This window comes from Legionella brunensis (assembly GCF_001467025.1).
In the GTDB taxonomy this organism is placed as follows: domain Bacteria; phylum Pseudomonadota; class Gammaproteobacteria; order Legionellales; family Legionellaceae; genus Tatlockia; species Tatlockia brunensis.
In genome coordinates, this window is record NZ_LNXV01000005.1 from 42798 (window position 1) to 57784 (window position 14987).

Sequence of the window (14987 nt, forward strand, 5' to 3'; positions counted from 1 at the left end):
CCCCAAAACTTACTGGATACTACAATTATAGATTATTTAATCTATTTGATTTATTTTTTTTCAATTTGATTGTCATAAATAATTGCTCCCTTCTCAGTAGAAGGGATGAGCCAGTGAAAAAATCTTTCTGGGATCCTAAAAAAGACAAAATTGGATCAGAGATTGAGCGGCTGGGGTAAAGAACATCCTAGAGTATTTGAACTGGAATCAATCTTTTTGCAAATTCTTTCGTTTCAAGTAGGTTTCACAACCTTCTACGGTCAGCGGTCGAGAATAATAATACCCTTGAATGCCATCAATCCCTTGTGCTTGCAGAATCTTAAGTTGTGTTTCATTTTCCACACCTTCAGCAATCACCTGGATATTTAGTTTGTGAGCCATTGTGGTAATAGCACTAATAATTGTTTGATCTGAATAGTCATTTTCACAATCTTCAATGAATATTTTATCAATTTTGATTTTATGAATTGGTAAATGTTTTAGATAAGATAAGCCAGAGTAACCTGTACCAAAGTCATCCATCACTAAATTTATCCCTTGTTCCCGCAGTGCCTCAATCTCTTTATAAAACTCTTCGTTATAATCAATAAAAACTGTTTCGGTAATTTCTAACTCGATTGATTCTGAGCTTAATTGTGTTTCAGCCAAAGTCTTTGACACCAAATCGCTTACAGAATGACGGAGAAATTGTATTGCTGACACATTAATAGCAATAGCGCCTGAAAAAATTTTTTTATCTTGCCAAATTTTTGCTTGCGTGCAAGCGGTCTTAAAAACCCACTCGCTGACAGCAATAATTAAAGGGCTTTTTTCCAGAGTAGAAATAAAATCCTTAGCCTCCAAGATGCCTTTTTCCGGGTGGTTCCACCGCAGCAGGGTTTCAAGCCCCACTATTTCTCCAGTATGAATGTTGTAAACGGGTTGATACATGAGGAAAAATTCTTTATTTTCATACGCTTGCTGCAATTCCTTGTCTAAACCATGAACTTTCTGATATTCCTCGTGTAGCTCTGTTGAGTAATAATGAAATTGATTTCGACCCTTTTCTTTAGCTTGGTACAATGCCGTATCAGCAAGTTTCAGTAATGTTTGAATATCGTGACCATCCTTAGGAAAGATACTAATCCCCATACTGGCTGTAATTTGCAATAAATGTGCATCGATTTGACAGGGTTTAGACATTTCATGAAATAATCGCTCAATGATGACTGTAATTTGCTTAGGAGACACAATATTTGCGAGCATAACAGCAAATTCATCTCCACCAATACGCGCAGCAATATCACCTTCACGTAACGTTGCAGTTAAAGTTTTTGCAATATGTACCAGTAACTTATCGCCATTATCGTGACCTAAGGTATCATTGATAACTTTAAAATAATCCAAATCTAAAAATAGCAAGGCCACCTTGCCATGGGAGCGAGCCAATTGTTTCGTGGTTTGTTGAAATATTTCATACAACATATTTCTATTTGCTAAACCCGTTAATGGGTCATGAGTAGCTTGATAATAAAGCTTGGCATTTTCCAGTGAAGTCATTGCTTGTGAAGATAATAATTGCAGACTATCTAAATGATTTGCCGTAAAGGTATAGCTACTACTCTTATTTTCTAAATATAAAATACGACATAATTGTCCCTGGTAAAATAACGGCATCATGAGAAGCGATCGGGGATTTTCTTGCTGTATATAAGGATCATTAAAGTAAAATTCAGACTGGATTGCATCATTTACAATAATCGACTTTTGCGTCCGTTGAACATAATTCAATATAGAAAGAGGATATTTTGACGATTCTTCAGCTCTTTCATGATTATTCAGGTAAACGACTTGTTGTTCCAAATTTCCCTCTGCTTCAATGACCCATTGATCATTAACTTTACTTAAAATTATGCTGCGCTGTGCCCCTGCATTCTCCAATACAATTACCATAAATTTCTGCAGTAGTTTATCTAGACGAATTTCACTAGAGATCAGTTGAGTAAATTTTAACATAGCCAGCATATCTAAATTTTGGGGAGCTTGATGAGGATAGGTATTTGCTAATGCCAGATTATCTTTGGCAAGGTTTAAGTCTGGATAAGTTTCTTCCATAAGTTTAATTTTGGTAATTACGCCCCACTCTTTAAAATAGCGATAGGCATTTTGTAAATATAATTTCGCAATCCGCTCGACTTTTGTAGACATGCAAAGACGACCAGCATTTTCATTTGCAATAGCAGCAATTAAGATTAACCCACGAGAAAGAGCTATTTCTATGGTTTGCTCGTAAAGAACAAGAGCCTGCTGATACTCAGCTTTTATGTGAGCAAATTCTGCGGCAATAAGTGAGGCATGAGCTTTATAATTCTTAGGACACCAAGACGCATATTTTTCGATAAGCAGAGCCAGATTTTTTAATTTTTTAAAATAACATTTCTGTTTAGTTTTTGGTTGGTGAGGAAAATCATTAAACAGCGCGAGTGCATAAAAAAACTTGGCATCCAAATGGCTAACTAATCCTTGATCATAATCTGCATAAGTCTCATAATTTTTTCCTGTATTAATCGCCTCTTCAATATTACCCAATAGAAAATGAAATCGCGTCATTGAACTATAAAAAAAACTGGATTCAGTCTTATTTTGTCCTTTGATAATAGTTTCTTCAAAAAAAGCTGATTGCTCAAGCCTGGCAAGCTCAGGATTCTCTAAACACTCGATGGAATAATCCCAAAACTTTGCGACAGTGCTAAAATCAGAGATGTTAACTCGAGACATAAATGACAATGCAGATTGAATATTTTTTTTAACCTCACTCAGTGTTTTTCCTGCTGAAAGTGCGTGTAATACAAGTAGCAAGTTGCTGTAGTTACTATAAACTAAATCGCCCACCTCACAACAAAGCCTAAATGCCTTGCTCACCGTTTTATTTGAAGCATTAATAGATAATTGATAAGGTTCGATAAAACTACCTAGAACAAATTGATTTTTGCCTTCAAAGTTCGAAGCCCCATATTTTTGTTTTAAGTTGTTATAGAGTTTTACAAAAGAAATTGCCTCATCATACAAGTTCATTGAATGCATAATTACAAAGGCATAAACCGGAATACACATTGACGTGCATTCCGTATACCCAAACTTCAGACTCAAACTAATATTTTTGCAGATAAGAAGAACGAATAGCTGCTGATTAGTAATAAAAGCACTGTTTAGTAATTGGGTAATTAAATCAGCTATTGCCCTTTGTTTTAAATCTAACATCGGTGGCAAATCAATCTCTTCTAGTTTAGAATTTCTTAGTTGAAATTTTATTTTATAAATAGCAGTTAATATATTGATTTTACTTGGATTATTGGGGATTTTTATACCAAAGTCCCGCAATGCCTGTAAACCAATTTCCAGCGCTTGCCCATGCTTTGCCAAAGTGGATAGCATTTCAATTTTTAGACGATAAATTTCAAGATTATCAAGTGCATCCTGTCCCTGTAGTAACAATTCAGAGAAATATTTATCTGCCGCAACAAAATCACCAATGAGATATTTGCATACTGCTAATTCTTTATAAATTTGAAATACCAGCTTATAGTTTTTTTCCCAATCCTCAGGTTTTAGCAATGCCGCTGCAGCAGAGAAATATTCATTAGCGGTGTAATACGCTGATGCCAGTTTCGCCCTTTGTCCGGTCCATAGATTATATTGAGCCAATTGTAATCTTTCATGAACATCGGTAATTAAGGTTATGCAATGATTGAAATGTTTCATTACATCAAATAAGCGCTCATCATCCTCTTCCAGTGATTTCTCTTGTAACAATAATCTACCTATCTGCAAGTGAATGTGTGGTCTATTTCTCTCATCTATTAGTTCATAAATCGCCTGCTGAACTTTGTCATGAATAAATCTATAGTGTAAGGTTCTCAAGTCGGTATTACAGATAACATCTTCTAGTCCAACCAAACCCAATGTTTTATAAGTCTCTTCAAGCGGATAAATTAAATCGGATTTAATGGCCTGTGCTAATTTTTCCGCCGTTTGACTCACTTTATCCCCACTAATTGTCAGTAAGGTTTTGAGATCAAATTCATAGCCGACACAAGCAGCCAACTTTAAAATTTCTTGAGTTGCTGTGGGAAGGAGATGAATTTTATTACTCAGCAGTTCGATAACATTCTCTGTTGCACTTTGCTGTCTAATCCTTTTTAGATCCCATTCCCAAATGTTCTCTTTATAAGAAAAAATTAATATTTTTTCTTGATGAAGAATTTTAATAAATTGATTAATAAAAAAAGGGTTACCCTGAGTTTTATCGAAAATACATTTTGCCAATTGGTTAATTTTTTCTTCTGTCCCAGACAAAGTATCGTGCAACAACTGTTGAATGTCTTTTAATTGTAAGGGCTTAAGAGTTAATGTATTAAATTCGACTTTATTCTTGTCTAAATTATCAATAGTCAGTTGTAAAGGATGATTAGCATCAATTTCATTATCACGATAAGCGCCAATAATTAACAGGTAATTTGTTTCCTGATCCTGTAGTAAATTTTCAATAAAACTAAGGGAGGAATTATCCGCCCACTGCAAATCATCTAAAAAAACAACAAGAGGGTGAGTAGCCTGGGCAAATACTCGCACAAAATTTTGAAATACTAAGTTAAACCTTATTTGCGCATCTGTAGGATTCAGTTTATGAATTGGCGGCTGGGGTCCAATAATTAATTCAACTTCGGGAATCACATCAATCACAACTTGTCCAATATTACCCAAAGCGGCTATAAGATGAGTCTTAAGTTCTTGCAATTTTACCTCACTTTCTGCAAGAACTTGTTTCATCAAATTTTGGAAGGCTACAACAATAGCGCTGTAGGGTATATTCTGTTGTAACTGATCAAATTTTCCCTGAATATAATAGCCCCTATTCTGAATAATTGGCTTATGGATTTCCTTAACTAAAGACGTTTTACCAACCCCAGAATAACCGGCAATAAACACCATCTCTTTAGCGCCACTGCTCACTCGATTATAGATTTCAAGCAATTGACCAACTTCTTGCTCACGACCATAGAGATTGTGAGAAATACTTAAATGTTCCTTTGTATCATTTAACCCTAGCAAAAATTGAGTGATAGAGCCCTTATTTTCCCATTGCTTCTGACACTCTTGAAGATCTGATTTCAAACCCATGATACTTGAGTAACGTTCTTCAGGCATTTTCTGCAGTAATTTATCAATTATTGCCGCTATCATGCTGGGAATATTTGGCCTTGTTTCTAATACGTTTGGTGGTTGTTTTGCAATGTGGCAATGCACTAACTCCAACGGATCAATTGCTTGAAACGGCAATTGATTAGTGAGCATCTGATATAACGTAATACCAAGCGAATAGAAATCTGTCCGATAATCAACGGGACGGTTTATACGTCCTGTTTGCTCAGGTGAAATATAAGCCAAACCCTCCTCAAAACTATTTAAAACCAAGTAATCAAATGTTTCTTCAGAAAGTCCTGTAGAAGCACTAAGATCTATTAATTTAAGAGTTAGCTTTTCGGGATCTATAATGATGTTAGATGGCTTAATTTCCTTATGGATAATCTTTAGTTGATGTAATTCTCCTATAATATCAACAAGCTGCAATGATAATCTGAAAAAATCACTGATCTCTAATGGATGTGTATTCAAATATGTTCTTAGTAACATCCCCTCTACCCCTTCCAGAATCAAAACCGGAACGGGTGTATTTTTCAAAAAATCATAAGCTTTAATAATTGTAGGAGCATTAATTTTCTTCAACAAGCGAAATTCATGTTGCAAAATTGCCAAATTTTCAGTGGAAGAAAGATGATTATTAGGTATTTTCAATAGGACTTTACACTTATCTTTTTGCCGCAAGGCATAATAAGTGTCAATATTGCGATTATGACGCATTTTTTCTTGAATTGCATAACCTGATACTGCAATCATTTCAGCCCTTTCTCATGACTTATTCCAAAATTCGCAATAGATGGAACATTAAATTTCACTCAATGACTAATCATTTGTAAATTTAAGGCGTATTTATAATTATATGACAATTGTAGACATTCGCCATTTGCGCTGTTTTGGTGAGACTTTCTTGAAAAAATTACTCAATAAATTTAACGGCTTACTTCCTGGTAATTATTCTTTACTGATGAGTTTAAGGCCTAAGTTTGAAAGCATCATTGCGCACACAGAAGAGCATAAGCAGAGAAACGCAAGAATCAAGGAAAGAGTTCATTTTAGCTGAGTTAGCTAACAAGCCCAGAGATAAAAGAGTCCTTTAGTTCTAATATTCTTCTAGCAACTTTAAATTGGCCTTCAAATCGCCTAATTGCATCCTTGCGCATTTTATTGGCATGCGTTTCTACATAATTATGGTAAGCATCATAATCTTTTAGATAATAAGCCACTGTAATCTTTTTGATTCCCTCCGTCTTATCATCGTTTTCAAATAGCAAATCGGCTTTTATAAAACCATCTATAGCCAACAGCTCTTTAATGTGTGGCTTTAACCAACCGATGTATTCCTCGAAAACGGCCATATCAATCTCTATATTGACCTCATAAATAATCATGCCACATCTTGCCTCATGCTTTACCGCAAACACGATGTCCTATCCAACCAGCAAGCATCATGGTAGATAAAACTCCTAATATTATCCCGTAGTTATACCAGCCAGCACCAACTAAAGCTAAAGCATCGGGGGTATGGAAAATGGAAAATGGGATCGCCAACAAAACATCGACCAAAGCAGAACCAGCAACAAGACCACAGGCAATTAAAACCCCTTTTTGTCGGCGTTGCTGTTTTTCTTCCTCTTCGAGAGAGTACTTGTTTAATCGTCGTCTTACAAATAGAGCTATCATTCCTCCTAAAAATAATGGGAAAGATGAAGCTAATGGCAAGTACATCCCAATAGCAACACCAAGAATAGACAGCCTTAGAAACCGAGCTAAATTAAACAAACGATTGCAAATAATAATGACCAATATAATCCCTGCGCCTATGAACATCATCGTCCATGGCAAGGTATTGCGAAAAACTGCTTCAGTAATAGCAGCCATTAATGCTGCTGTCGGAGCAGGCAGAGATTGACTAGCATCCATTCCTTCATGCGGCATCACTCCTGCTATTCCATAGACATCAAACAAAAGTTGCATCACAGGCGGAATAACTAAAGATGAAATGACGACACCTAACAAAAGCATTACCTGTTGTTTCCAGGGTGTAGCACCTACAAGCTGTCCAACTTTCAAATCTTGCGTATTGTCATTAGCAATCGCTGCAATGCCCGTCACTACAGAACCAATAATGATGGTAATCGCTTCTGCAGCTCTGATTTGATGATTCGTAAGAGGTAACGAAAAAATATGGTTCATTGCCGTTAATAACATCCAGGCAGCAAATAACATTCCCGCAATCACTACTGAGCTGCCTGGACTTGCTGTAACCCCAACCATACCCGAAAAATAAGCAGTGATTACAGAAAATAAAAAACCAATGATTAAAATGTATAAAACAGCACCAAAGACTAAAGTAGGTGCGTAATCTCCATCAAGACCAGCTTCTTCCAAAGGAAAGATAAATTGAAAGAATAAGAACAATATCGCTGCCATGATAAGTATGCCAATTAAAATAAAAGGCATTGGTATGTCTTTGTCAGTCCGTGGTATTTCTGCTTCCATACGCCCTTTGGTCATAAAAGCGCCAAATGAAGCCCGCATGCTTTTCACTAAAGGCCTTATTAATTTTAGAAAAGTCCAGGTACCGGCAAAAAGCATAGCACCAATTCCTAGGTACCTCATTTCACTATTCCACAAAAAGCCTGCGGCTTGATCAGCAGAATATTGCTCAAGAAATTGAGGGTAAAATTGACTCACAACAGGCATTGCAACCAGCCAGGAAATGATGGCGCCTAAGAAAATACTGATAGCCATCTCGTGACCAACCAAATAACCCGCCCCTATCATGGTTGCTGAAAAGCCTGCACCAAAGCCAAACAAAGAGCGCCTAGCAACAAACCAATAGCTCCAGTTATTGGCAACGATTTTAAATCCCGTCTGTAACAACTCAAGTAGACCACCTGCAGCACCACCTAAAAAGATATCTTGAATCCCCGCTTTCTCTGCTGAGGATTTTAAGACCTCAGCAATAGCACGACCTTCAGGGAATTTTAAAGCAGGCTCATTTACTAAAATCCGACGCAAAGGAATAGAAAACAAGACACCGAGAATACCGCCCGTTACTGCAATAAAAAAATTGGTGAGATAATCAAACCCATTCCAATACTGAATAATGATGAGGGCTGGGATAGTATATACAATTCCCCCTGCAACGGCTTCGCCAGCAGATGCGGCAGTTTGTACTGCATTATTCTCAAGAATCGTAGCATCTTTAAAAAACCGCAAAACTCCCATTGAAATAATTGCCGCAGGAATGGATGCAGAAGTCAAAATGCCTAACTTTAACGCCAGATACGCATTTGATAGTGCTAATAACACCGTTAGAATAACGGCAAGAACAATTGTGCGAAGTGTTAATTCTGCAATTTTTTTATCCGCTGCAATGAACGGAGCAGATTTACTCATTGATTACCCCATAACGCTTTGGCTACTTCTGGTCGTAGCCAATTGATAAGTTTTGACTTAGTGATAGTCACTGTTTGTGGCCCGTAAACATAAGCTGCAACTTGATAGGTATCAAAAACTATCGCCAAGCCATCAGCAGTAAAATACCAGTTCCGATAGTTTTCTTGAGTTGGATTTGTCCCAGTGACGACCCAATTCTCCTCGGAGATTTTTTTCTCAAGAATAGCAGCACGGCTTAGTTTAGCTATTTCAGGTAGATAATTGCTTCCTGGCTTAAACAGATCATCTAAAGTAACTTCTCTGCCATCAATAAAATTGAAAGATTTTACTACATTATTAGGGTGAGCCGCACCACGACTATAAGACGAAATTGAGAATAATAGACTTAGGGCATTTTTATTTTGGAATTCGATTTTATAATCAATGTATAAGCTATTTTTTCCCTGTGCATTAGGAATATCATTTGCATCTGGATTCGCATCAGCACTTTGAGTTTTATCGATGAATGCCTTCACAACCTCGTCAACATTTTTATTTGTAAAACCTTGAGGGTATTTAATATCCAAATCAAACGTAGATGTTTCCTTTTTTACGGTGATCGTTTTCGGTACATCTGCCCAAACAATATTAATTGTCAAAGAAAGCACTAAAACAAAACCCCAAATCAGTCTTAGCATGATTCTGCTCCTTACATTAAACACTTAACCAATTACCAGCTATCATTGTGCTATGGTCTATGGGATAACCAAAATGGTAACAAAGGGCCGCACTGTCATTCACCGACCAGCGCACCAAATCCGCATTTAATCCAACTGCAATAGCACCAACTTTTTGTTCAAGCCCTAGTGCTTTTGCAGCGTAATAGGTTACTCCCGCCCAAGCTTCAGCGACAGTAAGATTAAAAAATTGACAAGCCATATTCAACATCAAGGGCAAAGACGTTGTTGGCGAGGAGCCTGGATTTGAATCTGTCGCGATAGCCATACCGACCTTCATTTTACGCAAGCTATCTACTGGCGGCTTCGTATTTTCGCGTAAAAAATAATAAGCACCTGGTAATAAAACTGCTACTGTTCCAGAACGAGCCATAGCGGCAACACCCATGGCATCTAAATACTCTAAATGATCACAAGATAAAGCCCCTAAATCTGCTGCTAATTCGGTTGCCCCAAGATTCGATAATTGTTCCGCATGACATTTAATGGGTAACGATAACTCTATTGCTTTCCTGAAAAGCTGTTCAGATTGAGCTAAAGTAAAGCCTATTGACTCACAAAAAACATCAACGGCGTCGGCCAAACCTTCCGCTACCACCACAGGCAATATGTCTGAACATAAAAAATCAACATAAGTTTGAGCGTTATTTTTGAATTCTGGCGGAACAGCGTGAGCTCCTAGAAAGGTTGTTCTTACGCGAATACCACTTAATACGCCTAACTGCCTGGCAACCCTAAGCATCTTCAATTCATTCTTTAAATCAAGCCCGTATCCTGATTTAATTTCTACAGTGGTAACCCCTTCTGCTCGCATTGCTAAAATTCTTGGTAAAGACTGCTCCAATAGCTCTTCTTCGGAAGCAGCCCTCGTCTTTCTTACTGTTGACAAAATTCCGCCACCATCTCGTGCAATTTCAGCATAAGTTTTGCCCTCAAGTCGCTGTTTGAATTCATCTGCACGATTACCAGCATAGACTAAATGAGTATGACAATCGATAAGCCCCGGGGTTACCAATTGACCATCACACTCATGAATAGCTATAGCATGATGCTTGTAATCATGGGGTAGCTTATCCATATCACCACACCAAGCAATCAAACCATTTTCGATAGCAATCGCTTGCATTTGCAGTTGTTGTCCGTCGGTATCGATTGTTGTTGCATTTAGCAGTAAGCGCTCACAGCTTGCCATTGCCTACTCCCATTCAGGAACTTTATGGGGGGGACTGAGCCAAAATTGATGGTGGCTTTTATCATAGATATCCCATTCCTTAGAAATAAATTGTTCTTTGTCCAACTCAAGAAGCAACCAATTCAAAAAAAGAGCAACAGTTTCCGTAGTTAACAAACGGCCTTCTGCTTTAAGAACATGGAAAAAATGACGCTTTTCTTCATCCATAAATTGAGCACCACGAATGAGTGCTTGCATATCGGTATCAATAATACCAGGCATCACACTAGCAAAAGCGACATTAGGGCTTTCTAGTTGCCAACAACGAGTTAGCATTGATAGGGCTGCTTTTGAAACACAATAAGCAGCCCACCCTGTAACAGGGAAATAAGCAGCACCAGAACCTATATGCAAAACTCGGCCATGTTTTAATTTAGAAAGTAATAGCTGTGTTAAGAATAAAGGGGCATTAAGATTAGTTGCTAACGTTTGTTGCCAGGATGATTCATCAATATTTGCAATAGGAGCTATCGGTTCGATTGTACCGGCATTATGAATTAATCCCTCTATAGAAATAGCCGGTTGCAGCAAAGTTGCAAGCTTTTGCCTCCCTTCATCCGTTGAAATATCCGCACAAAAAAAAGAAATAAGAGGGGAAAAAGCTGCTGTTTCCTTTAGAAGCTCTTCGCGCCTGCCAACGACCAAAACTTTTTTACCTCGCTTGGCCAAAACTTGAGCCAATGCTCGACCTATTCCGCTGCCACCACCAGTGACTACAAACACAGTTACTCTCCTAGATAATTAGCAAGCTTAATTTATCGACAGTCCTAACCTGAAAACTAGAAAAGCTATGGAACAAATCAAAGCAAATCAAGTTTTATTTACTAGGGTTTAAATTTTTTGCGCCGATAATAACAGACATTCGCTTGAATTGGCACAATTTAGATAGCGTTAATTCTACGCAAAAGAGACAAAAATGCCATTTGCATATCACCAAACAATCCGCAAAGCATGCCCCTGTGAGAACAGAGATATGAGCTATAAAGCGCTTTATCCATTATTCCCACAACACAAACAATCAAAGGCGTGATTTAATGTAACCTGTACAATAATTTTTATCTTAAAATAACCCTCTGTTTTTTTAGGTTTTTTTTCTATAAAATCTATAGCTAAAACTACAGCATCTCGCTTCTAGCTATAGTATTTCTCTATGGAAGATTTTCATGCTAGCTGATATTTTAAACTATGAGCCTACCATTCCATCACTCTGGCAAGGGCGTAAAGACAGTTTGCCAGGTGAGCGTTTTTTTCAGCGAGTTAATTTTATAGACATTCGATCCCAAACTGCTTTAGAAAATCCTCAACAAAAGATAGCTATTCTTGGCTTTTGTTGCGATGAAGGAATCAAGCGAAATGAAGGCAGAATTGGGGCTCAAACAGGCCCTATAAAGCTTCGAGAGCAATTAGCGAAGTTGCCCTATCACGCTCAAAAACATTTGGTTGATGTGGGTAATATTGTTTGTAAAGACGGTAACTTGGAAGAGGCTCAGTCACAATTAGCAAGGCTTGTCAGCTATTTGCAGGAACAAGGGTACAAAACCGTTGTTTTGGGAGGAGGACACGAGATCGCATGGGGACATTTTTCAGGCTTAAATTCAAGATATCAGAAATTAGGTATCATTAATTTCGATGCGCACTTTGATTTACGCCCATTGAAAGACAATCAACTAGGAACGTCTGGTACCCCCTTTCGCCAAATAGCTCAACATTGTATGGAGAATCATCAGCCTTTTAGTTATTGCTGTCTTGGTATTCAAGCCCTGGGTAATACTCGAAGTCTTTTTTCAACAGCGGATGACTTAAAAGTTTCCTATCTTACTGCCGAGCAAATTAATACAGAAAGTTTGGCGTGGCAAATTGCTTTTCTTGATGACTTTTTGCTCAGCCATGATGACATTTATCTTACGATTTGCCTTGACGTGTTTGCCGAATGTTTCGCGCCTGGTGTTAGCGCTCCTCAAGCCATGGGATTAACACCTTGGCAAGCATTGCCCCTGTTGAAATACATCTTACAAACTGGCAAAGTTGTAAGTTTTGATGTAGCTGAACTTTCACCTCCGCTGGATGAGGCGCAAAAAACGACCCGTCTTGCTGCGAGCCTAGTGGCAGAATTATTGGATTACTATTAATGTAAGGAGTGTTTCAATGAAAAAATCCATGCTGTGTGCAGGATTAATGAGCGTTTTGTGTGTTCCTACCTATGCAGAAAATAATGATAAAACTTTGGATAAAGTTATCACTGCAATGCAGGCTACTTCCAATTCACAATTAGAAACAACTTCTAAAGAAGTAGAGAATATACAACACCATCAACTCTTGGCTTCGGCTTCACAAACAGTAACTCCTAAATCTAATAATGTTCAACTACCTGCCTCTCAAGGCCAACAAGTCCCAACTCCTCAAGGGCAGCAAGTTCCCACTCCACAAGATTCAGGACAAACAACTACGCAGACTACAACCTCCCAAGGCGTATCAACAACGACTACTCAGGGAGCTTCCGGGCAGACTTCACCAGGAGCAACCGTTAATCCCCAACCGCAGCCTACAGTAAACCAAAGTACAACCCCTACCGCCACTCCACAGCCTACAACACCAAATACGGCAACGACAGTAGTAACTCAACCAGTAACTCCTCCAAAACCAATCGACTGTAATTATCATATCCCTGCATCAACAACAAAAATCGATCAAGCGCTGGTGATGAAATGGGCTGAAAAAGCAACTGCACAGTCTTTCGATTTTGATTATACAACAATGGATACACAACTTGCTGCACTTAAAGCTTGTTATACCGATCTTGGTTGGCAAGGTTTTACTGATGCATTGCAGAAATCCGGTAACCTCAACGCGATTAAATCCCAGCAACTAATGGTAAGTAGTATGATTAACGGCGCAGGGCAAATTTCTGAAGTAAAGGATAATCAATGGAAAATCAGCCTTCCTTTGCAAGTGGTCTACCAAAACAATAAGGAAAAATTAACCCAATCGCTTACAATAAATCTGGTGATCGGACGTAAAATTTCTGGTGACTTGGGAATTATGCAAATGATTGCCATTCCTCGTACCAATACAACACCGGCATCGAGCACTAGCTCAACATCAGCTACTCCTGCTCAAACTCAATAAATTTACATTATATTGGTGCAAGTATGAAATCTTATACTTGCATCCCTACTAAATAGAATAATTATGCGCTATTCACTTGCAATTTTCTTAAGCTTAACTAGCATCAGTAGCCATGCAAATGTCCTGCAATATTTTACAGGAATAACTTACAGCAATCCTGCTGAGCTTTTTAAGGTAAAAAAGAATGATTTTTTAATCGGCGCCACAGGATTTTATGCCGACGTCCGATTTGCGGGCAGTGTTTTAAATTTTAATACATTTCAATACGACAATGGCGTTAGTGCTTCACGCAGATTCAGCTTATTACCTTATGGTCGTATTGCCACTCGAGTAAACGACAAACTTGTCATAGGTGTTGATGTTACACAACCTTTTCACTCTAACCTAATTTATGGTGATGATGCCTTTACACGTTATGCCGTTACAGACACATTAATGACTGACGTTGATATAAGCCCTCGCTTTTCTTTTAATGCCTTTCCCAAATTAAATGTTGGAGCTGGCCTAAACTTCAATTTCCTAAAAGATAACGAAACTAACTGGGCTTTACCTATTAGTCAAACTGCTTATACCAAGTTTGTCAATCGTACCTCAGGCTTTGGTGTTGGTTATGATTTAGGCGCTTATTACATGGCGAATTCCAGTAATTTCTTTGGCGCTACCTACTACTCCTCAATCAAACAAAAAACGAGAGGAGAAAGTATATTTAATACTAGTGTAAGCAATGACCTAGTCTTCAATTTTCGTATGCCAACAACGACTGTGCTTAATTATGTTCATCTTTTTAATCCAAAATGGCTAGCCAGTTTTCAAGTATTTTGTTCGCAATGGAATGCGAATCAGTATGCTCGAATTCGCAATACAGCCGCGCCACCACCTTTTGGGCCAAATTTTACATTTACGATGAAGTATAATGCCTCATGGGCTTATGCTGCCGCCGTGCGGAAGCAACAAAGTGAAAATTTAGGCCTTACCTTAATTGGCCTTATTGATGATGGCCCCGAACGCGATCATCTTCGTACGCTTAATTTTCCATCAGATACGCAGTATTTTTTGGCTTTAGGGGCTGATTATCATCTTAGCAAAACCGCAACGATGGAAATGCTTTATGGTCATGTTATTTCAAACACAACGATTAATAATTTTTTACCTCTCAATGGCCAACAGACTCCTTTCACTACAGGTCGGGTACGCATTAATGCTGATGTGTTTGAGCTTCGGTTCAAACTTCAAACTTAGGTTTTCAATTGTTGATTTAACTGGCACTATGGTAATTTCGTGGTGCCCTTAAATAGATAGACTACCTCCCAGAGAGAATTGCAAAGAAACCG

General features: G+C 38.1%; 9 protein-coding genes. 3 read left to right on the forward strand and 6 right to left on the reverse strand.

Annotated features, from left to right (window positions below):
- Positions 1-207: 207 nt before the first annotated feature.
- The 6 genes from Lbru_RS04010 to Lbru_RS04040 form a co-directional block, all read right to left on the reverse strand.
- Positions 208-5937 carry an EAL domain-containing protein gene (locus Lbru_RS04010; protein WP_058440907.1) on the reverse strand — a complete coding sequence of 1910 codons (5730 nt, stop codon included), beginning with the start codon at positions 5935-5937 and terminating at the stop codon, positions 208-210.
- A gap of 305 nt (positions 5938-6242) precedes the next feature.
- Positions 6243-6602 (reverse strand): DUF4286 family protein, encoded by a 360-nt coding sequence (locus Lbru_RS04020; protein WP_058440909.1) that lies wholly within the window; start codon positions 6600-6602, stop codon positions 6243-6245.
- Positions 6583-8583 carry an OPT family oligopeptide transporter gene (locus Lbru_RS04025; RefSeq protein WP_058440910.1) on the reverse strand — a complete coding sequence of 667 codons (2001 nt, stop codon included), beginning with the start codon at positions 8581-8583 and terminating at the stop codon, positions 6583-6585. The genes Lbru_RS04020 and Lbru_RS04025 overlap by 20 nt, the downstream gene beginning before the upstream one ends.
- A complete protein-coding gene (locus tag Lbru_RS04030) occupies positions 8580-9260 on the reverse strand; it encodes a DUF3298 and DUF4163 domain-containing protein (RefSeq protein WP_058440911.1) in 681 nt (226 codons plus the stop codon). The genes Lbru_RS04025 and Lbru_RS04030 overlap by 4 nt, the downstream gene beginning before the upstream one ends.
- Positions 9261-9276: 16 nt before the next feature.
- Positions 9277-10491 carry an imidazolonepropionase gene (gene hutI / locus Lbru_RS04035; protein WP_058440912.1) on the reverse strand — a complete coding sequence of 405 codons (1215 nt, stop codon included), beginning with the start codon at positions 10489-10491 and terminating at the stop codon, positions 9277-9279.
- A gap of 3 nt (positions 10492-10494) precedes the next feature.
- Positions 10495-11253 carry an SDR family NAD(P)-dependent oxidoreductase gene (locus Lbru_RS04040; protein WP_058440913.1) on the reverse strand — a complete coding sequence of 253 codons (759 nt, stop codon included), beginning with the start codon at positions 11251-11253 and terminating at the stop codon, positions 10495-10497.
- 440 nt (positions 11254-11693) lie between these two features.
- Here Lbru_RS04040 and hutG point away from each other — a divergent pair, with 440 nt between their 5' ends.
- The 3 genes from hutG (at position 11694) to Lbru_RS04055 (ending at position 14895) form a co-directional block, all read left to right on the forward strand.
- Complete coding sequence (hutG, locus tag Lbru_RS04045) at positions 11694-12659, forward strand: formimidoylglutamase (RefSeq protein ID WP_058440914.1); 966 nt, start codon at positions 11694-11696, stop codon at positions 12657-12659.
- A gap of 16 nt (positions 12660-12675) precedes the next feature.
- Positions 12676-13656, forward strand: coding sequence for a DotI/IcmL family type IV secretion protein (locus Lbru_RS04050; protein ID WP_058440915.1), 981 nt, complete (start codon positions 12676-12678; stop codon positions 13654-13656).
- Positions 13657-13719: 63 nt separating this feature from the next.
- Entirely contained in the window at positions 13720-14895 is a 1176-nt protein-coding gene (locus Lbru_RS04055) for an OmpP1/FadL family transporter (RefSeq protein WP_058440916.1), read from the forward strand.
- Positions 14896-14987 lie beyond the last annotated feature (92 nt).

Bases quoted from the DNA above. Each gene is read 5' to 3' on its own strand.
- Lbru_RS04010 (WP_058440907.1), bottom strand. From the start codon at position 5,937: ATGATTGCAGTATCAGGTTATGCAATTCAAGAAAAAATGCGTCATAAT.
- Lbru_RS04025 (WP_058440910.1), bottom strand. From the start codon at position 8,583: ATGAGTAAATCTGCTCCGTTCATTGCAGCGGATAAAAAAATTGCAGAA.
- Lbru_RS04030 (WP_058440911.1), bottom strand. From the start codon at position 9,260: ATGCTAAGACTGATTTGGGGTTTTGTTTTAGTGCTTTCTTTGACAATT.
- hutI (WP_058440912.1), bottom strand. From the start codon at position 10,491: ATGGCAAGCTGTGAGCGCTTACTGCTAAATGCAACAACAATCGATACC.
- hutG (WP_058440914.1), top strand. From the start codon at position 11,694: ATGCTAGCTGATATTTTAAACTATGAGCCTACCATTCCATCACTCTGG.
- Lbru_RS04050 (WP_058440915.1), top strand. From the start codon at position 12,676: ATGAAAAAATCCATGCTGTGTGCAGGATTAATGAGCGTTTTGTGTGTT.
- Lbru_RS04055 (WP_058440916.1), top strand. From the start codon at position 13,720: ATGCGCTATTCACTTGCAATTTTCTTAAGCTTAACTAGCATCAGTAGC.